At 58.6% G+C, this 24,981-nt stretch carries 18 protein-coding genes and 1 pseudogene; 9 read left to right on the forward strand and 10 right to left on the reverse strand.

From position 1 onward, the window contains the following. The first annotated feature begins 157 nt into the window (after positions 1-157). Positions 158-1,483: an IS1182 family transposase gene (locus ASQ50_RS17485; RefSeq protein ID WP_068351393.1), complete on the forward strand. Its 1,326-nt coding sequence runs from the start codon at positions 158-160 to the stop codon at positions 1,481-1,483. Positions 1,484-1,716: 233 nt separating this feature from the next. On the opposite strand, the gene ASQ50_RS17490 is transcribed toward ASQ50_RS17485, so the two are convergent. The 8 genes from ASQ50_RS17490 to ASQ50_RS17525 form a co-directional block, all read right to left on the reverse strand. Further along, on the reverse strand, positions 1,717-3,405 hold the full coding sequence (locus ASQ50_RS17490; protein WP_076657251.1) for an AMP-binding protein: 1,689 nt from the start codon (positions 3,403-3,405) through the stop codon (positions 1,717-1,719). Positions 3,406-3,458: 53 nt separating this feature from the next. Further along, positions 3,459-4,034, reverse strand: coding sequence for a peroxidase-related enzyme (locus ASQ50_RS17495; protein ID WP_058093062.1), 576 nt, complete (start codon positions 4,032-4,034; stop codon positions 3,459-3,461). Positions 4,035-4,179: 145 nt separating this feature from the next. Beyond that, on the reverse strand, positions 4,180-5,088 hold the full coding sequence (locus tag ASQ50_RS17500) for a hydroxymethylglutaryl-CoA lyase (RefSeq protein WP_058093063.1): 909 nt from the start codon (positions 5,086-5,088) through the stop codon (positions 4,180-4,182). Next, positions 5,088-7,082 (reverse strand): acetyl/propionyl/methylcrotonyl-CoA carboxylase subunit alpha, encoded by a 1,995-nt coding sequence (locus ASQ50_RS17505; protein ID WP_058093064.1) that lies wholly within the window; start codon positions 7,080-7,082, stop codon positions 5,088-5,090. Before ASQ50_RS17505 ends, ASQ50_RS17500 begins: the two co-directional genes overlap by 1 nt. 2 nt (positions 7,083-7,084) lie before the next feature. Next, positions 7,085-7,888 carry an enoyl-CoA hydratase-related protein gene (locus ASQ50_RS17510; protein ID WP_058093148.1) on the reverse strand — a complete coding sequence of 268 codons (804 nt, stop codon included), beginning with the start codon at positions 7,886-7,888 and terminating at the stop codon, positions 7,085-7,087. A 14-nt stretch (positions 7,889-7,902) separates the two neighbouring features. After that, positions 7,903-9,510 carry a carboxyl transferase domain-containing protein gene (locus tag ASQ50_RS17515; RefSeq protein ID WP_058093065.1) on the reverse strand — a complete coding sequence of 536 codons (1,608 nt, stop codon included), beginning with the start codon at positions 9,508-9,510 and terminating at the stop codon, positions 7,903-7,905. 221 nt (positions 9,511-9,731) lie between these two features. Then, positions 9,732-10,898, reverse strand: coding sequence for an isovaleryl-CoA dehydrogenase (locus ASQ50_RS17520; RefSeq protein WP_058093066.1), 1,167 nt, complete (start codon positions 10,896-10,898; stop codon positions 9,732-9,734). A 49-nt stretch (positions 10,899-10,947) separates the two neighbouring features. Continuing rightward, positions 10,948-11,388, reverse strand: coding sequence for a MerR family transcriptional regulator (locus ASQ50_RS17525; protein WP_058093067.1), 441 nt, complete (start codon positions 11,386-11,388; stop codon positions 10,948-10,950). A gap of 119 nt (positions 11,389-11,507) precedes the next feature. Here ASQ50_RS17525 and ASQ50_RS21105 point away from each other — a divergent pair. From ASQ50_RS21105 to ASQ50_RS17540, 4 genes and pseudogenes are all read left to right on the forward strand, one after another. Next, positions 11,508-11,606 (forward strand): annotated as a pseudogene (locus ASQ50_RS21105) (3-hydroxyacyl-CoA dehydrogenase); the annotation flags it as partial. Between the two features lie 83 nt (positions 11,607-11,689). Further along, entirely contained in the window at positions 11,690-12,838 is a 1,149-nt protein-coding gene (locus ASQ50_RS17530) for an acyl-CoA dehydrogenase family protein (protein WP_058093068.1), read from the forward strand. A gap of 467 nt (positions 12,839-13,305) precedes the next feature. Then, entirely contained in the window at positions 13,306-14,484 is a 1,179-nt protein-coding gene (locus ASQ50_RS17535; protein WP_058093069.1) for an acetyl-CoA C-acyltransferase, read from the forward strand. Between the two features lie 575 nt (positions 14,485-15,059). Beyond that, a complete protein-coding gene (locus tag ASQ50_RS17540; RefSeq protein ID WP_058093070.1) occupies positions 15,060-16,394 on the forward strand; it encodes a sodium-dependent transporter in 1,335 nt (444 codons plus the stop codon). 495 nt (positions 16,395-16,889) lie between these two features. Here ASQ50_RS17540 and ASQ50_RS17545 read toward each other — a convergent pair whose 3' ends face one another. Next, positions 16,890-18,788 (reverse strand): sigma 54-interacting transcriptional regulator, encoded by a 1,899-nt coding sequence (locus ASQ50_RS17545; protein WP_058093071.1) that lies wholly within the window; start codon positions 18,786-18,788, stop codon positions 16,890-16,892. Between the two features lie 303 nt (positions 18,789-19,091). Between ASQ50_RS17545 and ASQ50_RS17550 the strand changes: the two genes are divergently transcribed. From ASQ50_RS17550 to cynS, 4 genes are read left to right on the forward strand one after another with little or no spacing between them, the layout of a single operon-like run. Then, the gene (locus tag ASQ50_RS17550; protein WP_058093072.1) at positions 19,092-20,516 is read left to right on the forward strand and encodes an ABC transporter substrate-binding protein; all 1,425 of its coding nucleotides are present in this window, start codon (positions 19,092-19,094) and stop codon (positions 20,514-20,516) included. Positions 20,517-20,518: 2 nt separating this feature from the next. Further along, positions 20,519-21,346, forward strand: a complete 828-nt coding sequence (gene ntrB, locus ASQ50_RS17555) for a nitrate ABC transporter permease (RefSeq protein ID WP_058093073.1) — start codon at positions 20,519-20,521, stop codon at positions 21,344-21,346. A 57-nt stretch (positions 21,347-21,403) separates the two neighbouring features. Beyond that, a complete protein-coding gene (locus tag ASQ50_RS17560; RefSeq protein WP_058093074.1) occupies positions 21,404-22,312 on the forward strand; it encodes an ABC transporter ATP-binding protein in 909 nt (302 codons plus the stop codon). A gap of 28 nt (positions 22,313-22,340) precedes the next feature. Beyond that, positions 22,341-22,784 carry a cyanase gene (gene cynS, locus ASQ50_RS17565; protein ID WP_058093075.1) on the forward strand — a complete coding sequence of 148 codons (444 nt, stop codon included), beginning with the start codon at positions 22,341-22,343 and terminating at the stop codon, positions 22,782-22,784. Between the two features lie 459 nt (positions 22,785-23,243). On the opposite strand, the gene ilvD is transcribed toward cynS, so the two are convergent. Then, positions 23,244-24,920: a dihydroxy-acid dehydratase gene (ilvD, locus tag ASQ50_RS17570; RefSeq protein WP_058093076.1), complete on the reverse strand. Its 1,677-nt coding sequence runs from the start codon at positions 24,918-24,920 to the stop codon at positions 23,244-23,246. Positions 24,921-24,981: the final 61 nt, after the last annotated feature.

A 24,981-nucleotide genomic window follows, 5' to 3' on the forward strand; every position in this document is an offset into this window, starting at 1 on the left:
GCAATAACGCTACGCAAAACGAAGCGCGCTACATGATCACGAATTCCCCAGAGCGCAGTCTGCCTACACGACAGAAAAACCCGGCACTAGGAGTCTGCGCGGCAGAAGCCCGTTTCTGGCATAATAAACCGAAAATTTTTCGGCAACAGGACGTCTGATGGGAACCACTTTCCGCCCGTACTCGCCCGACCAGGAATTGCTCCTTCCCCCAAGCCTGAACGAGTGGCTGCCTGATGGCCACCTGGCCTATTTTGTCAGTGATGTTGTCGAGGAGCTGGATTTGAGTGCGTTTTACGCCCGCTACGAAGGCAACGGTCGGCGTAACTCGCCGTTCGATCCGCGGATGATGCTGAAGGTTCTTATTTACGCCTACGCCACCGGCGTATTCTCCTCACGCAAGATTGCCCGGAAGTTGGAGGAAGACGTCGCCTTTCGGGTTCTGGCTGCGGGTAATTTTCCCAAGCACCGCACGATCTGTGATTTCCGCAAACACCATCTGGTCGCCTTCAAGGCCATCTTCATTCAAGTCGTACGGATTGCCCGGGAGGCGGAGCTGATCACGCTGGGAACACTGGCGATTGATGGCACAAAGATTCGGGCTAATGCCAGTAAGCACAAGGCCATGAGCTATGGCCGCATGGGCGAGGAAGAAGATCGTTTATCGAAAGAGATCGATGGGCTATGTCGTCAGGCCCGTCGAACGGATGAGTCGGAAGATCGGCAGTTCGGCCCGGACCAGCGGGGTGATGAGCTACCTGAGGAGTTGCAGTACCGACAGGCGCGACTGGACAAGATCCGCGCTGCCAAGGAGAAGTTGGAAGCGGATCAGAAAGCGCGGGATGCCGCCAAAGGCCGGCACCCGGACGATGACCGCCGCCCACCCCGCGGTGGCCGGAACTTCAAGCGAGATTACGGGGTGCCGGACGACAAAGATCAAAGCAACTTTACCGACCCGCAAAGCCGGATTATGAAAACGGCGGATGGGTTCCAGCAATGCTACAACGGCCAGTTGGCCGTGGACGGTGAATTCCAACTGATTGTCGCTAATCATCTGGGCAGCAATGCCAGTGATCAGGGGCGCCTGATACCGCTACTGGATGACGTGAAAGACATCCTGAAAACCTATCCGAAACAATGCCTGGCCGATGCCGGTTACCGTAAAGAAGACGACTTACAGTCCCTGGAGGACAAAAGGATCGACGGTTATGTTTCGCTGCGTCGGGAAGGGAAAAAGAGCGCAGAGATAGACGCGAGCGGTTATCCAGCCACGTCACGGATGGCCGAGAAGCTGGCCACCGCGACGGGGCGTTCGGTTTACGCCCGGCGCAAGCATCTGGTTGAGGCGGTTAATGGCTGGATCAAGCATATTCTGGGCTTCCGGCAGTTCAGCCTGAGGGGGCTTAATGCCGTGCAAGGCGAATGGGATCTGGTCTGCCTGTCGCTTAACCTCAGGCGGATGAGTTCGCTGATGAGGCTGACATAGGCGATCTGAGGCGGCGTGCTGGGCCGTGCTGAGTGGTCGGGCTACGGTTGTGAGCTTGCCTATAACCGTCTTGATTGCCTGAATAGAAAATCGTGACTCTATCCGGTTGGATACTGCGCCTATACTCTCGGGCACAACCGTGATTCGGCGCGGCGGAGGCACTTGCTCAAAACACTTCTGCCGCGCAGACTCCTAGGCCGGGTTTTGAGGGGTGCGAATGGAGTTACGGAGGGCTACTTCTTCAACCCCATCTCCTCAATCGAAATCTCCCGCATCTTGAACTTCTGAATCTTCCCGGTCACGGTCATCGGGAAGGCATCCACAAACTTGTAGTTCTTGGGGATTTTGAAGTGGGCGATTTTGCCTTTGCAGAAGGCCTGCAAGTCCTCACCGGTCACCGGGTTTGTGTCTGGGCGCAGTTTTACCCAGGCAATCAGTTCTTCGCCGTATTTTTCATCGGGTATGCCGGTTACCTGCACGTCTTCGATGGCGGGGTGGGTGTAGAGGAATTCTTCGATTTCTTTCGGGTAGATGTTCTCGCCGCCGCGAATCACCATATCTTTGATGCGGCCGACGATCTGGATGTAGCCGTCTTCGTCCATGGTGGCCAGGTCGCCGGTGTGCATCCAGCCGCCGTCGTCTATGGCTTCACGGGTTTTCTCTTCGTTGTTCCAGTACTTCAGCATCACGCTGTAGCCACGGGTGCAGAGTTCGCCAATTTCGCCACGGGGCACCACGTTGCCGGTGCCGGGGTCGACAATCTTGGTTTCCAGGTGGGGCTGTGTTCGGCCAACGGTGGTGACCTGTTTCTCGAACGGGTCTTCGGAGCTGGTCTGGGTGGAGACCGGGCTGGTTTCGGTCATGCCATAGGCAATCTGCACTTCTTTCATGTTCATCTTGCCGTTGACCTTTTTCATCACTTCCGCCGGGCAGATGGAGCCGGCCATGATGCCGGTGCGCAGGCTAGAGAGGTCGTAGCTGTCAAACTCCGGGTCGGCCAGTTCGGCAATGAACATGGTGGGTACGCCGTACAGGGCGGTGGCTTTTTCCTGGTGCACGGCCTGCAGCACGGTTTTGGGGTCGAAGCCTTCGCCCGGGTAGATCATGGCGGTGCCGTGGGTAATGCAGCCCAGGTTGCCCATCACCATGCCGAAGCAGTGGTACAGGGGCACCGGGATAACCAGGCGGTCGTGCTCGGTCAGGCGCTGGCTTTCACCCACAAAGTAGCCGTTGTTGAGGATGTTGTGGTGGGTGAGGGTGGCGCCTTTGGGGTTGCCGGTGGTGCCGGAGGTGAACTGGATGTTGATGGGGTCATCAAACTGCAGTTCGCTCTGGCGTTGGCTGAGATCGGCTTCGGAAACGTCACCGGCAAAACCGATGAACTCTTTCCAGGTCCACATGCCGTCGTGCTTGTCTGAGTGCATGTTGATCACGGCGCGTAGGTCTGGCAGGTGATCGGCTTTGAGTTTGCCGGGGGCGCTGCGTTTCAGCTCTGGGGCCAGCTCGTAGAGCATTTCCCGGTAGTTGGAGGCTTTGAAGCTGTCTGCGGTCACCAGGGTGGTGATGCCGGCCAGATTGAGGGCGTATTGCAGTTCGTGCACGCCGTAGGCCGGGTTGATGTTCACCAGGATGGCGCCCACTTTGGCGGTGGCGAACTGGGTAACGGTCCACTCGTAACGGTTGGGGGACCAGATGCCGACCCGGTCGCCGCGTTTGACGCCGATGGCCATAAAGGCCCGGGCGGCTTCGTTGACCTTTTCAACGAACTCTTTGTAAGTCCAGCGGATGTCCTGGTGCAGACACACCAGGGCGTCGTTGTTGGGGAATTTTTCGGCGGTTTGGTCGAGCATGTCGCCGATGGTCATGCCCAGTAGCGGCTTGTCGGCGGTGCTGCTGGTGTAGCTTGGGAGAGTCTTGCTCATGTCTCTGCCTCCATTTGTTTTTGTAATTGAGGGCTGGCAAGTCAATGCACTTGCTAGCGACTCTGGCGGTGGTATTCCGGGTTGGGTTGCATGTCGCTGGCGATGGCCACGCGGTTACTCATGTTGTAAAAGCCGATCAGGTTGCTCAAGTCCCAGATGCCCCGGTCGCTCAGGCCGGCGCCTCGCAGGGCTTGGGTGTGTTCTTCGGTCACCAGGGCGGGTGTGCGGGTGAGCAGGGAGGCGAAATCGAGCATGGCCCGCTGGCGTTGGTCGAGTTTGGCGCTGCGGTAGTTCATCACCATGTGTTCGCCCAGGACCGGGTCGTCGCTCAGTACCCGCACGGCGGCGCCGTGGGCGACCAGGCAGTAGAAGCATTTGTTCTCTGAGGAGACCACAACGGCGACCATTTCCCGCTCGAGTTTGTTGAGTTCGCTTTCGCCGAGCATGAGTGCGTTGTAGAGGCGGGTGAAGCCTTCTAGCTGTTTTAGGTTGTGGCTGTAGGCGGTGAGTACGTTGGGGATCATGCCGAGTTTTTCCTGGCAGATCTGGAAGTACTTTTGGGTGTCTTCGGGCATGTCGCTGATCTCCGGGATGGGGAGATCCAGGGCCACTACGTTTTTGTTGCTCATTTTTGGGCTCCTAGCCTGCTTGATTCTGTGTGGTGGAGGGCGGGTACTCCTTCCCGGGACACGCTGTGAATACGTCCTTGTACGCTTGACTGCAGCATCCATGCTGCAGACAGTCCCGGGAAGGAGTACCCGCCCTCCACTTCAATCATTGGCAGTTTCCGCCTAATGCATGGCCGACTTTTGAGCCGTTGTGGCGGTTCAGTTGGCTGCTGATCCAGTCGCCGGTGGCGACCAGTTTGTTCAGATCCACGCCGGTGTTGATGCCTAGGCCGTTAAGCAGGTATAGCACGTCTTCTGTGGCGACGTTGCCGGAGGCGCCTTTGGCGTAGGGGCAGCCGCCGAGGCCGGCGACGGAGGCGTCGATGATCGAGACGCCTTCTTCCAGAACGGCGTAGAGGTTAGCCAGGGCCTGGCCGTAGGTGTCGTGGAAGTGCGCGGCCAGTTTGTCCATGGGTACGTGGGCGGCGACGGCTTCGAGCATGCGTTTGGCTTTTAGCGGGGTGCCCACGCCGATGGTGTCGCCCAGGGAGATTTCGTGGCAGCCCATGTCGTACAGGGCTTTGGCCACGGTGGCGACTTGTGCCGGGGCGATGTCGCCTTCGTAGGGGCAGCCCATCACGGTGGACACGTAGCCGCGCACGGGGATGTCGTGTTTTCGGGCTTCTTCCAGCACCGGGGCGAAGCGTTCCAGGCTTTCGGCGATGGTGCAGTTGATGTTCTTTTTAGTGAAGCTTTCGGAGGCGGCGCCGAATACGGCAACTTCATCTGCTTTCGCGGCCAGGGCACCCTCGAGGCCTTTCAGGTTCGGGGTGAGGGCGGAGTAGCGTACGCCGGGTTTGCGGGTGATGCCGGCCATCACGTCGGCGGCGTCGGCCATTTGTGGCACCCATTTGGGCGACACAAAGCTGGCGGCTTCGATGTGGCTCAGGCCGCAGTCGGCCAGTCGGTCGATCAGGCCGGTTTTGATGGCGGTGGCGATCACCGCGCCGGGCTCGTTCTGCAGGCCGTCCCGGGGGCTCATCTCAACCAGGCGCACCTGTTTTGGAAAGGCCATCAGCCGGCCTCCTCTTCGGTGACTTCGATGGCGATCAGTTCGGCACCTTCAGACACCTGGTCGCCTTCGGCGAAGAAGATCTCGGTGACTACGCCGTCGGCGGGGGCTTTGATGGCGTGTTCCATTTTCATGGCTTCCATGATCACCAGGCTCTGGCCCGCTTTAACCTTGTCGCCGACTTTCGCTTGCACCGCCACAATGGCGCCGTTCATGGGTGCGGCCAGGCTGCCTTCGCCGGCCATTTCTTCAAAGCCGTAGCTCTCTTTGTAGAGGGTGCAGTTGAAGGTGTCGCCTTCGTAGAAGAGCACCAGCTGGTCGTTGTGCAGGTTGCCGTGAACGCTGATGCGATGGCCGTTAATCACCGCCTGCAGGTAGTCGTCATCCAGGCGCATGGTGAGGTTGTACACGCTGCCGCCCACGTACACCTGGTAGCGGTCGTCCCGCTCCAGAATTTTCAGGTCGTGTATGTCGTCGCCTACCTGTAACTGCAGCGGCTGGGCGTATTCGGAGTTCATGCGCCAGCTGTTCTGGCGGGCGAAGGGCGACCAGGGGTCTGTGCTGATCACTTCCCGGGATTTGCGTTGTTCCAGCACAAATCCGGCGGCTAGCACCAGGGCCTTGTGGGTGTCCAGCCTGGATTTCGGGAACAGCAGTTCCCGGTGGTCGTCTATGAAACCGGTGGTCAGGTCCGCTTCCCGGAACGGCTGGGCGTCGGCCAGGGCGTGCAGGAAGCGGATATTGGTTTTCACGCCGGCAATGCGGTAATGCTCCAGGGCCTGGACCATGCGGTTGATGGCCTGGTCCCGGGTTTCATCCCACACGATGAGTTTGGCGATCATCGGGTCGTAGTGGATGCTGATGTCGTCGCCCTCGGTGACGCCGGTATCCACCCGCACGTGGGCGCTTTCATCCGGGGTGCTCAGGTAGCGCAGGTTGCCGGTGGCGGGCAGGAAGTCCTGGTCCGGGTCTTCGGCGTAGATGCGCGCTTCCAGGGCGTGGCCCCGGGTTTTGACCTGGGATTGCTCCAACGGCAGGGGCTCGCCCCAGGCCACTTTCAGCTGCCATTCCACCAGATCCTGGCCGGTGACCATTTCGGTGACCGGGTGTTCCACCTGCAGGCGGGTGTTCATTTCCATGAAGAAGAAGGAGCCGTCTACGTCGTAGAGGAATTCCACGGTGCCGGCGCCCACGTAGTTGATGGCCTGGGCGGCTTTAACGGCGGCTTCGCCCATGGCTTTGCGGGTTTCCTCACTCAGGCCCGGCGCCGGGGCTTCTTCCAGCACTTTCTGGTGGCGGCGCTGCACCGAGCAGTCTCGTTCCGCCAGGTACACGCCTTTTCCGCTCTGGTCGCAGAACACCTGGATTTCCACGTGCCGTGGCTGGGTCAGGTAGCGTTCGATGAGCATGTCCGGGTTGCCGAAGGCGTTCTTCGATTCCCGTTTGGCGGCGGCCAGGGCGTCGTCGAAGTCTTCCATGCGTTCCACCACCCGCATGCCTTTGCCGCCGCCACCGGCGACGGCTTTCAGCAGCAGCGGGAAGCCGCATTTCTCGGCCTCCTGGCGCAGAGTGTCCGGAGACTGGTCGTCGCCGTGGTAGCCGGGCACCAGGGGCACGCCGGCTTTTTCCATAATGGCCTTGGCGGCGGATTTTGAGCCCATGGCAGCGATGGCCGAGGAGGGCGGGCCGATGAACACGATGTTGTTGGCTTCGCAGGCTTCGGCGAACTGGGTGTTCTCAGACAGGAAGCCGTAACCGGGATGGATGGCCTGGGCGCCGCTTTCTTTGGCAATTTCGATGATCTTGTCGGCTTTCAGGTAGCTCTCGGAGCTGGGGGCCGGGCCAATGTGGAAGGCTTCGTCTGCCATGGCCACATGCCGGGCGTCTGCGTCGGCATCGGAATACACGGCAACGCAGCGGATGCCCATGCGATGGGCGGTATGTATGATCCGGCAGGCGATTTCGCCGCGGTTGGCGATGAGTATCTTACTGAACATTATTATTCCTCCGGAACCCAGTTGGCCTTGCGTTTGTTCAGGAACGCGTTGAGCCCTTCCTGACCTTCTTCACCCACCCGGATGTCCGCGATGCGTTGTGCCGTGTCGTCGATCACGTCCTGGCTGATCACCTTGTGGCTGACGGCGAATACCAGATCTTTGGCGGCTTTCATGGCTTCTGGCCCGTTGAGGGCAAGCTGCAAAAGCAGTTCGTCGCAGCGGCGTTCCATGGCGTTTTCGTCTTCACACACTTCATGCACCAGGCCGAAGTGCTCGGCTTGCCGGGCGGTGAAGACTTCGGCGCTGATAAAGTAGCGCCGGGCCTGGCGCTCGCCGATGGCGCGTACCACGTAGGGGCTGATCACGGCGGGAATCAGGCCGAGTTTGACTTCGCTCAGGCAGAAGCTGGCCTTGTCGGTAGCCAGTACGATGTCGCAGCAGGCGGCCAGGCCAACGGCGCCTCCGAAGGCGGCACCCTGTACCAAAGCAATCACCGGCTTGGACAGGTGGTTCAGCACGTTCATCAGCCGCGCCAGTTGCCGCGAGTCGTCCAGGTTTTCCTGGCGGCTGTTGTCGGCCATGCGGCGCATCCAGCCGAGATCGGCACCGGCGGAGAAGTGCTTGCCTTCGGAGCGCAGGATCACGATGTGGGTGTTGTTGTCTGCGTCTACCTGTTCCAGCGCCTTGATCAGTTGCTGGATGATCACATCATCAAAGGCGTTGCGTTTGTCCGGGCGGTTGAGGACCACTTCGGTGACACCCTTGGTGCGGTGATTGAGGCGAACCGCTGGTTCCTGATCGGTCATGGCGATGTCCTCCATCACATCCGGAACACGCCGAAGCGTGTTGGCTTGGCGGGTCGGTTTAGGGCGGCAGACAGGCTCAGGGCAACCACTTCGCGGGTCTGGGCCGGGTCGATCACGCCGTCGTCCCACAGGCGGGCGCTGGCGTAGTAAGGGTGGCCCTGTTCTTCGTACTTGTCGATCACCGGTTTCTTGAACTCGGCTTCTTCCTCGGCGCTCCACTGCTGGCCTTTGCGTTCCATGCCTTCACGTTTAACCGTGGCAAGCACGCCGGCGGCCTGTTCGCCGCCCATCACGGAGATTCGGGCGTTCGGCCACATCCACAAGAAGTCCGGGCTGTAGGCGCGGCCGCACATGCCGTAGTTGCCCGCGCCAAAAGAGCCGCCGATCAGCACGGTGATTTTCGGTACGTTGGCACAGGCCACGGCCATGACCATTTTGGCGCCGTGTTTGGCGATGCCTTCGGCTTCGTATTTCTGGCCCACCATAAAGCCGGTGATGTTCTGCAGGAACAGCAGCGGGATGTTGCGCTGGCAGCACAGCTCGATGAAGTGCGCGCCTTTTTGCGCGGACTCGCTGAACAGGATGCCGTTGTTGGCGATGATGCCGACCGGGTAGCCGTGGATGTGGGCAAAGCCGGTGACCAGGGTCTGGCCGTAATAGCGTTTGAATTCGTCAAATTCGGAGCCGTCGACGATGCGGGCGATGACGTCGCGCACGTCGAACTGTTTGCGCAAGTCGGTGCCGACGATGCCGTAGATTTCGTCGGCGCTGTACAGCGGCGCTTTCGGTTTGCGGATCTCCACGTCCACCGGTTTGCGGCGGTTGAGGTTGGAGATGCAGCGCCGGGCGATGTCGAGGGCGTGGGCGTCGTTTTCGGCGTAATGGTCGGCCACGCCGGAGACTTTGCAGTGCACATCGGCGCCGCCCAGGTCTTCGGCGCTGACCACTTCACCGGTGGCGGCTTTCACCAGCGGCGGGCCGGCCAGGAAGATGGTGCCCTGATCGCGCACGATGATGGATTCGTCCGCCATGGCGGGCACGTAGGCGCCGCCGGCGGTGCACAGGCCCATGACGACGGCGATCTGGGGGATGTCGTCGGCAGACATTCTGGCCTGGTTGTAGAAGATGCGGCCAAAGTGGTCGCGGTCCGGGAAGACTTCATCCTGCCGGGGCAGGTTGGCGCCGCCTGAGTCGACCAGGTAGATGCACGGCAGGCGGTTCTCCAGGGCGATTTCCTGGGCGCGCAGGTGTTTTTTGACCGTGAGTGGGTAGTAGCTGCCGCCTTTGACGGTGGCGTCGTTGGCGATGATCATGCATTCGGTGCCAGACACGCGGCCAACGCCGGCGATGACGCCTGCTGCGGGGACTTCTTCGTCGTAGACGTTGTAGGCGGCGAACTGGCCGATTTCGAGGAACGGGGAGCCGTCATCGAGGAGGCGGTTGATGCGCTCTCTGGGCAGCAGTTTGCCGCGGGCGATGTGGCGTTCCTGGTAGCTTGGGCCGCCGCCTTGCTGGATGGTGGCGACTTTTTCTTTCAGGTCTGCGACGGCTTTGGCCATGGCGTTCTGGTTGGCCAGGAATTCGTCGGACCTTGGGTTTATTTTGCTTTGGAGTATCGTCATTTGTTCTCGTCCCATTATTTGGGGGCGCGGTGTTGGCAGGATGCCCTTCCGGAAACCGCTACGAGCACATCCATGTGCGCTTCTCTCAGGCCATCCTTGGCCTTCGAAATTTCCGGAAGGACATCCCGCCAACCCCTCGGCATGCTTTGGGTGCGGGATTCTCGGAAAGGACACCCCGCCAAACCCTCGTCCAACCTCTTCAGTGGATTCGTCGGGGGCGCTTACTTGTTCAGGAACAGCTCCCGCCCGATCAGCATCCGCCGAATCTCAGACGTGCCCGCGCCGATTTCATACAGTTTGGCGTCTCGCAGCAGGCGGCCTGTGGGGTATTCGTTGATGTAGCCGTTGCCACCGAGCAGCTGGATGGCGTCCAGGGCGATTTTGGTGGCCATTTCGGCGGAGTAGAGGATGGCGCCGGCGGCGTCTTTGCGGGTGGTTTCGCCGCGGTCGGCGGACATGGCGACCATGTAGACGTAGGATTTGGCGGTGTTCATCCAGGTGTACATGTCGGCGACTTTGCCCTGTACCAGTTCGAATTCGCCGATGGCCTGGCCGAATTGTTTGCGTTCGCGGATGTAGGGTACGACCACGTCCATGGCGGCTTGCATGATGCCCAGCGGGCCGCCGGAGAGGACGAGGCGTTCGTAGTCGAGGCCGCTCATGAGAACGCGGGCACCGTTGCCTTCGCCGCCGAGGACGTTTTCTTTGGGTACTTTGCAGTCTTCGAACACCAGTTCGCAGGTGTTGGAGCCGCGCATGCCGAGTTTGTCGAGTTTCTGGTGGCGGCTGAAGCCGGGGTAGTCGCGTTCTACGATGAAGGCGGTGACGCCTTTGGAGCCGGCTTTGACGTCGGTTTTGGCGTAGATCACGTAGGTGTGGGCGTCCGGGCCGTTGGTGATCCACATTTTGTTGCCGTTGAGGACGTAGTGGTCGCCTTCGTCACGGGCACTGAGTTTCATGGAGATGACGTCGGAGCCGGCGTTGGGCTCAGACATGGCGAGGGCGCCGATGTGTTCGCCGCTGATGAGTTTGGGCAGGTACTTCTGTTTCTGTTCTTCGGTGCCGTTGCGGTGAATCTGGTTTACACACAGGTTGGAGTGGGCGCCGTAAGACAAGCCAACGGAGGCGGAGGCGCGGCTGATTTCTTCCATGGCGATGACGTGCGCCAGGTAGCCCATGTCTGAGCCGCCGTATTGTTCGCCCACGGTGATACCCAGCAGGCCCATGTCGCCCATTTTTCGCCACAGGTCCATGGGGAACTCGTTGTTGCGGTCGATCTCTTCAGCGCGCGGTGCGATTTCAGCGGCGGCGAAGCCGTTGATCTGTTCGCGCAGCATGTCGAGGGTTTCGCCGAGACCGAAATTGAGTTCTGAGTATTGTGATTTCATCGTTGGCTACCTTGTTGTTCTTGAATTGGGTCTGTGTGCTTCGTCACGCTCAGGTGACGGTTTGTTTGGATGCTTTTTGCCCTGCGTCCTGTTGTTTCTTTTTCTTCTGCAGCTCTTCAAGTGCTTCGCGGCATCGGGTTTCGGCGGTTTCAATTTCCATCTCCGCCTGGGCGATGTCGTTTTTCTGTTGTTCGAGCTGGGCGCGCCTGTCGGCGAGGATTTCCAGCATCTTCAAAAGCTGTTTTTCGTTACCGGTGAGGGTTTCGTCCCACAGGTCGAACAGTTCCCTGGTTTCTGCCAGGGAGAAGCCCATGCGCTTGCCCCGGAGAATGAGCTTTAACCGAACCCGGTCTTTGGTGCTGAAGATCCGGGTTTGGCCCCTTCGGGTGGGCTTGAGCAGGCCCTGATCCTCGTAGAATCGGATGCTTCGGGTTGTCACGTCGAACTCCTGGGAGAGCTCGCTGATGCTGAAGGTTCTTTTTTCGTTCATCACGATTTCCTTTTTAGACCAAGGTTAGATAAAGTTTACGTAAACGTAAAGTAGTTTTCGGGTCCGATTTTCAACAAATACAATCCTGAGAATAGGAGTGCATGATGGAATTCAAGAATGTGGCGGCCATCGCCCCTGGCCTGTTCATGACTCCGATGATGGCCGGTATGCCGGAAGAAGTGCAGAACAGCCTGGCGGCGACACTGCCGTTCCCCAAGTGAATTGACGCAAACCACCCGTCACAAGCGGGTTCAGGCAACAGGATTCGCCACAAGCGAACCAACAATAACAGGTGAATGATATGACCAACCACGTCGATCAAGAAGAATTGGCCATGTTTCGGGAGTCGGTGATCAAGGCTCTGGAAGCCGAGGTGAAACCGCACTACGAGGCCTGGGAGAAAAGCGGCATTGTGCCACGGGAGCTATGGAACACCCTGGGCAACGCCAGTTTACTGTGTGTCGACGTGCCGGAAGACTTCGGCGGCATTGGTGCGCCTTTCCAGTTTTCTGTGGTGGTGGGCGAAGAAATGGCCCGCATGGGCTTCGGGGCGTTGTCCACCAATGTGATGGTGCATTCCGACATCGTGGCGCCTTACCTCAGCCACATCGGCAACGAGGCCCAGCGCCAGCAATGGTTGCCAAAAATGGTCTCCGGCGAAGCCGTCGGCGCCATCGCCATGACCGAACCCGGCGCCGGCAGCGACCTGCAGGCCATGCGCACCAGTGCGGTAAAGGATGGTGACGATTACATCCTCAACGGCTCCAAAACTTTCATCACCAACGGCCAGCACGCCGACATGGTAATCGTCGCCGCCAAAACCGACCCGAAAGCCGGCGCCCGGGGCATCAGTTTGTTCCTGGTGGACACCTCATTGCCGGGCTTCAGTAAAGGCCGCAACCTGGACAAAATCGGCCAGCACTCGGGTGATACCTCCGAACTGTTCTTCTCTGACATGCGCATTCCCTCATCGGCTTTGCTAGGCGAGGAAGGGCAGGGCTTCATGTACCTGATGCGGGAACTACCCCGCGAACGCCTGGTGATCGGCGCCTTGGGCGTTGCCGCCGCCCGAGGCTCTCTGGACCTGACCATTGCCTACGCCCAGGAGCGGGAACTGTTCGGCCAGAAACTCAGCCAGCTGCAAAACACCCGCTTCGAAATCGCCCGTATGGAGACGGACTACCGCATCAACAAGGCGTTTGTTGACCAGTGCATCCGCGAATACGAAGACGGCAAACTGGATGCGCCCACGGCGTCCATGGCCAAGTACAGCGCCACGGAGATGCAGTGCCGCGTGGCCGATGGTTGTTTGCAGTTATTTGGGGGCTACGGTTATACCACCGAATATCCGATTTCCCGGAACTTTATCGATGCTCGGGTGCAGAGGATTTACGGCGGTACTTCAGAGGTGATGAAGGAGATTATTGCCCGTTCGGTACTTGGGCGCTGAGGGGGCTGGCTTGGGCCCCCAGCCTTCCGGTTTGCGGGCGGGCTTGCGGGGTGGCTGTTGGATTTTTTTTGGAAAAACAACTCGCTTCGCTCAGACATCTTTTTCCGGCAAAAAATCCAACAACCACCCCGCGCCGACGGGCATTGGCGGGTAGTCGCTTGATAAAAACCGTTGTAGGTTTTGCGCTTAGAAAGGGAAAGGATAGATTCAGTGCAACACTCACACTTACCCCAGGGTACTTTCTTTGTTTTTACCCTTGGCATTCCTGTACTGCACGTCGGTAGGGGGGTATGGGGTATTTTTCTGGCAGGGAAAAAGATGTCTGAGCGAAGCGAGTTGTTTTTCCCAGAAGAAAAATACCCCATACCCCGCGTACCCGCCCGCACACCCGAAAGGCTAGGAGCCCAAACAAGACCGATTAACAAAACCAGAAAACCAATCAGATTCCGTTGAAGGAGAACAAAGCCATGAACAACGATATCGTAATAGCAGGCTCCGCCAGAACCCCGATGGGGGGCATGATGGGCTCTTTGAGCTCTGTGCGTTCACCGGAACTGGGTGCCGTTTCCATCAAGGCGGCCATTGATCGTGCCGGGCTGCAGCCGGCCGATATACAGGAAATCATCATGGGCTGCGTGCTACCCGCCGGCCTCGGCCAGGCACCTGCGCGGCAGGCATCCCGCGCTGCCGGTATTCCGGATAGCAGTGGCTGCACCACCATCAACAAAATGTGCGGCTCCGGCATGCAAGCCGTCATCATGGCCCACGACCAGATCAAAGCCGGCACCAACAACATCATGATCGCCGGAGGTATGGAGAACATGAGCCAGGCACCGTATCTGTTACCGAAAGCCCGCGTCGGCATGCGCATGGGCCACGGCCAGGTGATGGACAGCATGTTCCTGGATGGCCTGGAAGACGCCTACGAAGGCGGGCTGATGGGCGTATTTGCCCAGCGCACCGCTGATAAATACAACATCACCCGCCAGGCCATGGACGAGTTCGCCATCGGTTCCCTGCAAAAGGCCCTGGCGGCCATCGAAAACGGCTGGTTCCGGGATGAAATCGTTCCGGTTACCGTCTCTGGCCGGGGTGGTGACACGGAAGTAGACACCGACGAACAACCGGGCAACGCCAAACCCGAAAAAATCCCCCAGTTGAAACCCGCCTTCGCCAAAGACGGCTCGGTAACCGCCGCCAACTCCAGCTCCATCAGCGATGGGGCCTCCGCGCTGGTGTTGGCATCTGCCGCCGAAGCCGATGCCCATGGCCTGATTCCCCAAGCCAGAATCGTGGCCCACGCCACCCATGCCCGCTTGCCGGCAGAGTTCACGCTGGCCCCGATTGGCTCCATTGAGAAAGTGGTCAAAAAAGCCGGTTGGACGCTGGATGATGTCGACCTGTTCGAGATCAACGAAGCCTTCGCAGTGGTCACCCTGGCCGCCATCAATGAGCTGAAATTACCTGCAGAAAAGGTCAACGTGCACGGCGGCGCCTGCGCCCTGGGCCACCCCATCGGCTCCTCTGGCTCCCGTATCATCATTACCCTGATCAACGCCCTCAAACAACGTGGCCTGAAGCGTGGTGTGGCATCGCTGTGCATTGGTGGTGGTGAAGCAACTGCGGTGGCCATCGAGGTGGTCTGAGTTCCGTTCTGAGCCTTCTGGTTTTGGTGTGGGGTTTGGTTTGGGCTCCTGGCCTTCTGGTTGTGGGGGCGGGTACGCGGGGTGTGGGGTATTTTTCTTCTGGGAAAAACAACTCGCTTCGCTCAGACATCTTTTTCCCTGCCAGAAAAATACCCCACACCCCCCTACCGACGTGCAGCACAGGAATACCAAGGAAAAAACAACGAAAGCACCCTGAAATAAGCGCGACCATCGTACTGAATCGATCTTTTGCAATTTTAAGTGCCAAATATATTGGCTCTGTTATCAAGCGAATACCCGCCAATGCCCGTCGGCGCGGGGTGGTTGTTGGGTTTTTTGCCGGAAAAAGATGTCTGAGCGAAGCGAGTTGTTTTTCCAAAAAAAATCCAACAGCCACCCCGCAAGCCTGCCCGCACATCCGGAAGGCTGGGCGCCCAAGCCCAAGCCCAAGCCCAAGCCCAAGCCCAAGCCCGATGACCAGGAACCAAGAACGCGTTGACCCCAGTCATGAACCGTAACGGCTGATTTGTTAGGCTTCCGTGCAAATAAGCCATATCACGGGGAGCCAGGTACCGTTGAACAAGCGCCACGAGTTTATCGAGGAATCCCGAAAACAATGGAGTTCCGAGCCCGCATTTGTGTTCTCCATGGCCGCTGCAGCCGTCGGCCTCGGGAACCTCTGGCGGTTTCCCTACATGGTTGGGGAGAACGGTGGCGGGGCTTTCGTGGTGGCCTACTTGCTGGCGCTTGTGGTTGTCGTTCTGCCGATCATGATTCTGGAGGTCGCAGCTGGTCGGCTGTCTGAGGGCAGTACCGTTCAGACCTTCCGGCAGGTGAACCGGTTTGGGGCCATCTACGGCTGGTTTGTGGTGCTGATCACCATGGCCATCACCAGCTATTACCTGGTGATTACCGGCTGGACGCTGGGCTATGCGGTGGATGCTGCCACGGACGACCTTCGCGTGTTCAGTGAATACAGTGCCGGTTACAACTCGCTATGGTACTTCCTGATCGTAACGGTACTGGCTGCCATCATCCTGGCTCGGGATGTGAAGGCTATCGAGGTCTTCTCGAAAATGCTGATGCCCGTGCTGCTGTTGGTGATGATAGGGCTGATGCTGTTTGCCTCGACGACGCCGGGTTGGGAGCAAACCAAGTCCTTCTTTTTTGACGTGGACTGGACCCGGCTTGCAGACGGTCGTCTGTGGGCGTTTGCCTTCGGGCAAGCCTTTTATACTCTCGCCATTGGGCAGGGATATCTGGTCACCTATGGCAGTTTTATTCCCCGCAAAACCCACGTGCCCCGAGCTTGCCTGGTCGTTGCCGGTACCGAGACCAGTGTTGCCTTGCTGGCGGGATGGATGATTTTCCCGTTTGTGTTCAGTCTGGGCATGGAGCCTACCGAAGGCAGTCAGCTGGCGTTTGTGACCATGCCGCAAGTGTTCGAAGACATGCGTGGTGGTTACTGGGTTGGCGTGCTCTTCTTCGCGCTGTTCTTCATGGCCGCATTCAGTTCCAGCCTGGCGGGTCTGAAGGTGATGATTGCCGCGGTGGCGGAGGAGTTCCGGCTGAGTAACGTGGCCGCAGTGAGTATCGTAACGGTTGTCATGCTAGTGCTTGGTACCGCCTCAGCACTCAGTTTCACGCCCCTTGAATGGACCATTGCCGGTGAGCCGGTGCTGGACGTTATTGATCGTGTGGCTGGTGGGAACGTGATTATCTTCTCCGGAGTATTCGGTGCCGCATTGTTCTGCTGGTTCATCCCGCCCCAACGCATCCGCACTGTTCTTGGAACAGAAAGCCGTTGGTGGGAGTGGCGTATGTACCTGGTCGGGCGGTTTCTGCCGGTGCTGGTGTTGCTCTGGATTGTAGTCACCTACGCGCTCAGCCAGCTTGGCTTTGGTTCCTAGCATTCTGGGTTTTCGGCTGGGGGTCTGGCTTGGGCTCCTAGTCTTCTGGGTGTGCGGGCGGGTACGCGGGGTATGGGGTATTTTTCTTCTGGGAAAAACAACTCGCTGCGCTCAGACATTTTTTTCCCTGCCAGAAAAATACCCCATACCCCCCTACCGACGTGCAGTACAGGAATGCCGAGGGTAAAAGCAAAGAAAGTACCCTGAAGTAAGTGTGAGTGTTGCACTGAATCTATCCTTTCCCTCTCTAATCGCAAAACCTACAAGTGTTTTTGTCAAGCTACTACCCGCCAATGCCCGTCGGCGCGGGGTGGTTGTTGGATTTTTTGCCGGAAAAAGATGTCTGAGCGAAGCGAGTTGTTTTTCCAAAAAAAATCCAACAGCCACCCCGCAAGCCCGCCCGCACAGCTAGAAGGCTAGGAGCCCAAGCCAAACCCCGCCCCCCAACCAGAAGGCCAGGAGCCCAAGCCCGAACCCAGAAACCCAAGCCAACACTCAAGAAGCCCGAAACTGCCGGGCATCAAGCTTAAGTTTGCCCAGACGGGAATTAAGGGTCGTTGGCTTGATGCCAAGAAGTGCCGCCGCGCCGTCGTCTCCGAAAATGCGCCCGCCCGTCATTTTCAGCGCCTTGATCAGGTTCTGTTTCTCCAGCTCCTTCAAGTCTACCTCGGTCAACAACTCACTATCGTAATGGCGCGATGGCGTTGAGTTTGCTGCGGTATGCGCGGGAGTCTCGGCACCGGGAAGGTCCAGATCCAGGCGGCCATCGGCGGTAATCACCTGGCGTTCGATGACGTTTTCCAGTTCCCGAACGTTGCCCGGCCAATTGTAGGCCTTGAGGGTACTCACATCTCGTTCTGTCAGAACCAGCGGTGGCCGGTTGAACTTCTGGCAGGCCCGGTTCAGGAATTCCTGGGCCAGCATGGGAATATCTTCAAGCCGCCTGCGCAGGGGGATGGATTCGATAGGGAAGACGTTGAGGCGAAAATACAGGTCTTCCCGGAAGGTCTTCTCCTGCACCTCCGATTTTAGATCCCGGTTGGTGGCGGCAATCACTCTTACATCGACGGCGCGAGTCTTGTTCTCACCCACGCGTTCGAACTGCTGATCCTGAAGCACCCGCAACAGCTTGCCCTGCAATTCCAAAGGGATTTCACCCACTTCATCCAGAAACAGGGTGCCGCCGTCGGCCAGTTCGAATCGGCCGATTCTGTCGTTCACGGCGCCGGTGAAGGCGCCTTTGATGTGGCCGAAGAACTCGCTCTCAAACAGGTCTTTTGGAATTGCGGCGCAGTTTACCCGGATCAGCGGGCGGTCGCGTCGGGTGCTGGCCTGGTGAATGGCGCGGGCAATCAACTCTTTGCCGGTGCCGGATTCGCCAGTGATCAGAACGTTGGCGTCTGTCGGGGCTACCATGCCGATGCGCCGCACGATGGCCTTGATGGCGTCGCTCTGGCCGAGGATTTCGTGGAAGTGGAACTCCGCACTGAGTTCTTCCTGCAGGTAGGCGTTTTCCATTTCCAGCCGGCGTTTCAGGCTTTCGACTTCTTCCAGTGCTGACTGCAGTTCCTTCTGGGCTTGCAACCTTGCGGAGATGTCCCGGAAAACCACCACCGCACCCACCGGGTGGCCGTTGTCCATGATCGGGGTGCTGGTGTATTCCACCGGAAACCCGGTGCCGTCTTTGCGCCAGAACCAGTCGTCGCCAACGCGCTTGATGCTGCCATCCCGGAAAGCGCCGTAAATGGGGCATTCTTTCAGTGGGAACAGGCTGCCGTCTTCGTGGGAGTGATGCACAACCCGGTGTATTACCCGCCCCATAAGTTCATCCATTCGCCAGCCCAGCATGCGCTCGGCGGCAGGGTTGGCGAAGGTGGTGCGGCCTTCGGCGTCTACCCCGTAAATGCCTTCGCCCACGGCGTGGAGAATCAGCTGGTTCTCCCGCTCCATATCCTTGAACAGTTCTTCCACTCGCCGCCACTCCAGCAAACCGCCCCGGTGGTAGTGATTGGCTTCGTGGCGTTCGCGCAGGGTTCTCAGTTGTCGCCGGTCACGCAGCAGCAGTAACAGGGTTTGCGCTTCGGCTTCTCCCACGCAGGAAGAAGAAATTTCCAGTTCAACCGTGTGGCCGTCCCGGTGTTTCAGGTGGAAGTCACGGCTCCAGCTGTGGCTGCGAAAGAGGGTTTCTTCGGTGAAATTGATCAGCTGGGGCCGCTGGTCAGCAAACAGCTGGGTACATGCCATGCTGGCAATGGATTGTCTGTCGGTGCCCGCCATTCGCGCCATGGCGCTGTTGGCAGCGAGGATCAGGTCCTGGCCCGCATCCACCAGAAGGGCAGCCTCTGGTAGGTGGTTGATCCATTGGTGTGTTTCGATGCGTTCGGGCTGGTTCATGCCGGGCTTCCGCTTGAGTGACGGTAAAACCCAAACAAAGCCTATGCCAACTACGAAAAATCGAAGCGCTCGCTACGAGAAATCGTGGTTTACGAAATATCGTAGTTCGCCGGGTTAGCATTCGTTTGTATTAAACCCCATAAAAACAATGAGGTAGAGGTTTTCATAAAGTTGGCACGAACCCCGCAATAGTCATCTCAGAACGTGCTGTTTGCCAAGGCCAAATTCTGGCCGGGCAGAACCAGAGTCTTAGTTGCACCGCAAGAGTGCAAAAAAACTATCTGAGAGTAGGGAGAGTGCACCATGACAACCAAAAGCCTTGGAAACCCGTTTGACGGCGACCAGTCACTTATCCACGCGAAAACCTGTGGTTGCCCGGAATGTAAGCCTGGTGACAGCCTGCCGTCTGTATCGCTGAACCTTCGACAGACAGGGGGCGAGCAAGCCACAGGCTCTGCGGCCGGGATGGATTCCGAAGCCATGATGGACCGTGCCATCGAAAGCGCTGTGGTGCGCTCCGTGTTCGGCCATAACGATCACAGCCGCCGCAGCTTTATGAAGATGATGGGGGCAGGGACCGCAGCCGCTTTGCTGGGCTCCGTGTTCCCCATGGACAAAGCCAAGGCGGCGGTGAAGGAGTCGCTCGGCAAGCTGGAGAAAACCAAGCTGAACGTTGGCTTTGTGCCGATCACCTGTGCCACGCCCATCATTATGGCCGCTCCGATGGGGTTTTATGAGCGCTATGGCCTGGATGTTACCGTCACCAAAACGGCCGGTTGGGCCGTGGCTCGGGACAAGTCTCTGGCGGGTGAATACGACGCCTCACACATGCTCACTCCCATGCCCCTGGCCATGACCATGGGCGCCGGTTCCACGCCGGAGCCGTTCATCATGCCGGCGGTGGAGAACATCAATGGCCAGGCCATCGTGCTGCACGTGGATCACATGGACAAGCGTGACCCAAAGCAATGGAAGGGCTTCAAGTTTGGTGTGCCGTTTGAATACTCCATGCACAACTTCCTGTTGCGCTATTACCTGGCTGAAAACGGCATTGATCCGGATAAAGACGTTCAGATCCGGGTGGTTCCGCCACCTGAGATGGTCGCCAACCTGCGCGCCGGCAACCTGGATGGCTACTTGTCACCAGACCCGTTCAACCAGCGTGCCGTCTGGGAAAAAGTCGGCTTCATTCACATGCTCACCAAAGATATCTGGGAAGGGCACCCATGCTGCGCCTTCGCCTGCAGCCAGAAGTTTGCCAGCCAGAATCCGAATACCTACGGCGCTCTGCTGCGCGCCATCATCGACGCCACCCAGTACTCCAATGAGCCTGAAAATCGCAAAGAGATCGCCGAGGCCATTGCCCCGCGGAACTACCTGAACCAGCCGGTACCGGTGATCCAGCAAGTGCTGACAGGCCGCTACGCCGATGGCCTGGGCGAGGTGCAGAACGTGCCCGACCGCATCGATTTCGACCCGTTCCCGTGGCATTCCATGGGCGTGTGGATTCTGACCCAGATGAAACGCTGGGGATACATTGAGGGCGATGTGGATTACAAGGGCATCGCTGAGCAGGTCTACCTGGCGGGTGAAACCGGCAAGCTAATGCGCGAGATGGGGTACAGCGCACCCACCGAAACCTACAAAACCCACACCATCATGGGCAAAACCTTTGATCCGGAAACTCCGGAAGAGTATGCCCGTAGCTTCGCCATCGGGAGGATTTGATCATGGCCTCGTTGAATGTGAGGGCAGCACTGCTGTCGGTGTCTTTCCTGATCCTGGCACTTGGCATGTGGGAAATGGCCACCCAGCCGCCCGCGGCGACGGAGGCTACGTCAGAGTATGAATTGCTGATGGGCGTCTCGGGGTCAGAATCTCGTGTGCCGCCGCCATCAGCAGTCATCAAAGTGGCCTGGGCGGAGCTGTCTAACCCGTTTTACGACGCCGGCGCCAACGATAAAGGCATCGGCATTCAGTTGGCCTACTCGGTTTACCGGGTGCTGACGGGGTATCTGGCGGCCATGGCGATTGCCCTGCCATTGGGCTTTCTGATTGGCATGTCGCCGCTGATGTACAAAGCGCTCAACCCTTACATTCAGGTGCTTCGGCCCATCTCGCCCCTGGCCTGGATGCCGCTGGCCCTGTTCATCATCCAGGATTCGGATGCGTCGGCCATCTTCGTGATCTTCATCTGCTCCATCTGGCCCATGCTGCTGAACACCGCCTTCGGCGTGGCCAACGTGCGGTCGGACTGGGTCAACGTGGCCCGCACCCACGAGCTCAATCCGTTCAAGACCGCGATTACGGTGATTCTGCCGGCGGCAGCACCAACCATCCTGACCGGCATGCGCATCTCCATCGGTATCGCCTGGCTGGTGATTGTGGCGGCGGAAATGCTCGTGGGCGGAACCGGCATTGGCTACTACGTGTGGAACGAGTGGAACAACCTGGACCTCGCCAGTGTGATCTTCTCCATCCTGATGATCGGCGTGGTGGGCATGCTGCTGGACCTGGCCCTGGGCAAGGCTCAGAAGCTGGTTGAATACAAAGAATGATCGGGCAGGGCGCCGGTTGTCTGGCGCCCGCCAGAACCCTCCGACTGGAGAATTGATATGAGTAAGTCATTCCTGGAAGTAGATGGATTGTCGAAGGTATACCCAGACGGCCAGGGCGGTGAGTTGACAGTCTTCGAAGACATCCGCGTCGCCCTGCAGAAAGGCGAGTTTGTGTGCATCATCGGCCATTCCGGCTGCGGCAAATCCACCATCCTGAACGTGTTGGCCGGCCTGGACGAGGCCAGTACTGGCAACGTGGTGATGAACGGAAAAGAAGTGAAAGGCCCGGGCCTGGAGCGCGGCGTGGTGTTTCAGAACTACAGCCTGTTGCCCTGGAAAACCGCCCTGAACAACATCATCTTTGGGGTAAAGGCTCGCTGGCCCAGCTGGTCCAAAGAGAAGGTGCGAGAGCACAGCGAGCGATACCTGAAAATGGTCGGTCTGGACCACGCCATGGACCGCAAGCCCTCCCAGCTGTCTGGCGGTATGCGCCAGCGGGTGAGCATCGCCCGCGCCTTCGCCACCCAGCCAGAGCTGCTGTTGCTGGATGAACCCTTCGGCGCTTTGGATGCCCTCACCCGTGGGGTGATTCAGGACGAGCTGGTAAAAATCTGGGAAGAAACCCGCCAGACCGTGTTCATGATCACCCACGATGTGGACGAGGCCATTCTGCTGTCTGACCGCATCTTCCTGATGTCCAACGGCCCCAATGCCCGCATTGCCGAAAGCGTGAAGGTAAACCTGCCACACCCGCGCTCCCGGGCCACCATTTTCCAGAACCCTGCCCATCAAAAGATCCGGCATTACCTGGTGGATTTTCTGGTGAATCGAAGTGGTTCAGCGCTGCCGGAGCAGGATGGCAGCCCGAGAGTAGTAGACCCCAGCACCGATGAGCTGACGTCCGAGCCGGTGCCGGCCGAATCCGAGACCAAGACCGAAACCACCGCGCGAGCGGTGAATGCTTGATGTTGATTGTCCACAAGAGGAAATGACCATGATGAACAAAGAACTGATGACTGCAAAAATCCTGGAAGCCAAAGTTGCCAAGGGCATGACCTGGGAAGCGATTGCTGAATCCATTGGCATGTCCCCGGTGTTCACCACCTCAGCCTGCCTGGGCATGAACAGCTTTACCGAAGACAAGGCGTTTGCCCTGTGCGAAACCCTGGGCCTGGACAAGCCGGTGGCTGAGGCATTGCAGGTTTGCCCGAAGAAAGCCTGGGAAGGCGGTGTGCCCCAGGACCCGCTGATCTACCGTTTGTACGAGATCGTGGGTGTGTATGGCGACACCATGAAGGAGCTGATCCATGAGAAGTTTGGTGATGGCATTATGAGTGCGATTGATTTCACCATGGATATCGAGAAGGAGGAGAATCCCAAGGGTGACCGGGTGGTGGTTACACTTAACGGGAAGTTCCTGCCTTACAAAGCCTGGTAATTATTGGAGTTTGTCCGCCCCCCTAGCCTTCCCGTTGTGCGGGCGGGCTTGCGGGGTGGCTGTTGGATTTTTTTTGGAAAAACAACTCGCTTCGCTCAGACATCTTTTTCCGGCAAAAAATCCAACAGCCACCCCGCGCCGACGGGCATTGGCGGGTATTCGCTTGATAACAGCGCCAATACATTTGGTGCTTAAAATTGCAAACGATCGATTCGGTGCAACGGTCACGCGCACTTCGGGATACTTTCGTTGCTTTTTGCCCTCGGTATCCCTGTGCTGCCCGTCGGTAGGGGGGTATGGGGTATTTTTCTGGCAGGGAAAAAGATGTCTGAGCGAAGCGAGTTGTTTTTCCCAGAAGAAAAATACCCCATACCCCGCGTACCCGCCCGCCAACCAGCCGGTTAGGAGCCCAAGCCAGACCCAGCCCGCAAACCGGGAAGGCCAGGAGCCCCAGTCGGGCTACGGCAGGTCAGTAACGGCCCCCGTAGATGCAGAACTGACCACCCGGGCATACTTGGCGAGAACACCCCGAGTGAATCTTGGCTCGGGTGGCGTCCAGGCTTTGCGGCGTTTCTCCATTTCCTCTTCAGAGATCTCCAGGATGATAGAGTTGTTGACTGCATCAATGGTGATGGTGTCGCCATCTTCTACCAGGGCAATCGGCCCACCAACGGCCGCCTCCGGGGTGATGTGACCAACCACGAAGCCGTGGCTGCCGCCGGAGAACCGGCCGTCGGTGATCAGGGCAACATCGCTGCCCAGGCCCTTGCCCATGATGGCGGAAGTTGGGCTGAGCATTTCCCGCATGCCGGGGCCGCCTTTGGGGCCTTCGTAGCGGATCACTAGCACATCGCCGGCCACCACGGTACCGTCGAGGATGCGTTCCTGCGCTTCTTCTTCTGAATGGAATACCCGTGCCCTGCCGGAGAAGTGGGTGCCTTCCTTGCCGGTGATTTTGGCCACGGAGCCTTCCGGCGCCAGGTTGCCAAACAGAATGCGCAAGTGACTGTCTGCTTTGATGGGGTTTTCAAAGGCCCGGATGATTTGCTGGTTTTCCGGGTAGGGGGTAACTGTCGCGAGGTTTTCAGCCAGGGTTTTTCCGGTCACCGTCATGCAGTCGCCGTGCAGCAGGCCCCTCTCCAGCAGCATCTTCATCAACGGCTGGATACCGCCGATGGCCACCAGCTCCGACATCATGTAATGGCCAGACGGCCGCAAATCGGCCAGTACCGGCACCTGTTTACCAATGCGCACGAAGTCATCCAGCGACAACTCCACACCAACCGTACTGGCCATGCCCAGCAGGTGCAGTACCGCGTTGGTGGAACCGCCCAGGGCAATGACCACGGTAATCGCGTTCTCGAAAGCCTCACGAGTCATGATGTCGGACGGCTTGATGTCTGCTTCCAGCAGCTTCAGCACCGCCGCTCCAGCGGCTTCGCAGTCAGCCAGTTTGGTGTCAGACACCGCATTCTGCGCCGAACTGCCCGGCAGGCTCATGCCCATGGCCTCAATGGCCGAGGCCATGGTATTGGCCGTGTACATACCCCCACAGGAACCCGGCCCCGGAATGGCGGTTTCCTCGATCTGCTTCACCTCAATCAGGTCCATATTGCCGCGGGCATGGGCACCCACCGCTTCGAAAACCGAAATGATATCGGTGTGATTCTCACCGGGCATGATGGTACCGCCGTAAACAAACACCGACGGCCGGTTCAGCCGCGCCAACCCCATCATGCAACCCGGCATGTTCTTGTCACAGCCACCAATCGCCACCAGCCCGTCAAAACCCTCACAACCGGCCACGGTTTCAATGGAATCCGCAATCACCTCCCGCGACACCAGCGAATACTTCATCCCCTCCGTGCCGTTGGCAATGCCGTCTGAAATCGTGATGGTGTTAAAAATCAGACTTTTGCCCCCCGCTGCGTCTGCCCCCTTGGCCGCTTCCCGGGCCAGACCGTCAATGTGCATATTGCAGGGCGTCAGATTACTCCAGGTAGAGGCAATACCCACCTGCGGCTTCCGAAAGTCCTCATCCTGAAACCCCACCGCACGCAACATCGCGCGACTGGCAGACTTGTTAATACCATCCACCACCGGTGCGGAATAACGACGTCGTTTATCCGTGGTCATAAAAGTGCCTCCCATCAAAAGAAAAGTCATCCAACCAGCAAAACCCACAAATCTCCAAAGC

Source organism: Marinobacter sp. LQ44, assembly GCF_001447155.2.
Lineage (GTDB): Bacteria > Pseudomonadota > Gammaproteobacteria > Pseudomonadales > Oleiphilaceae > Marinobacter.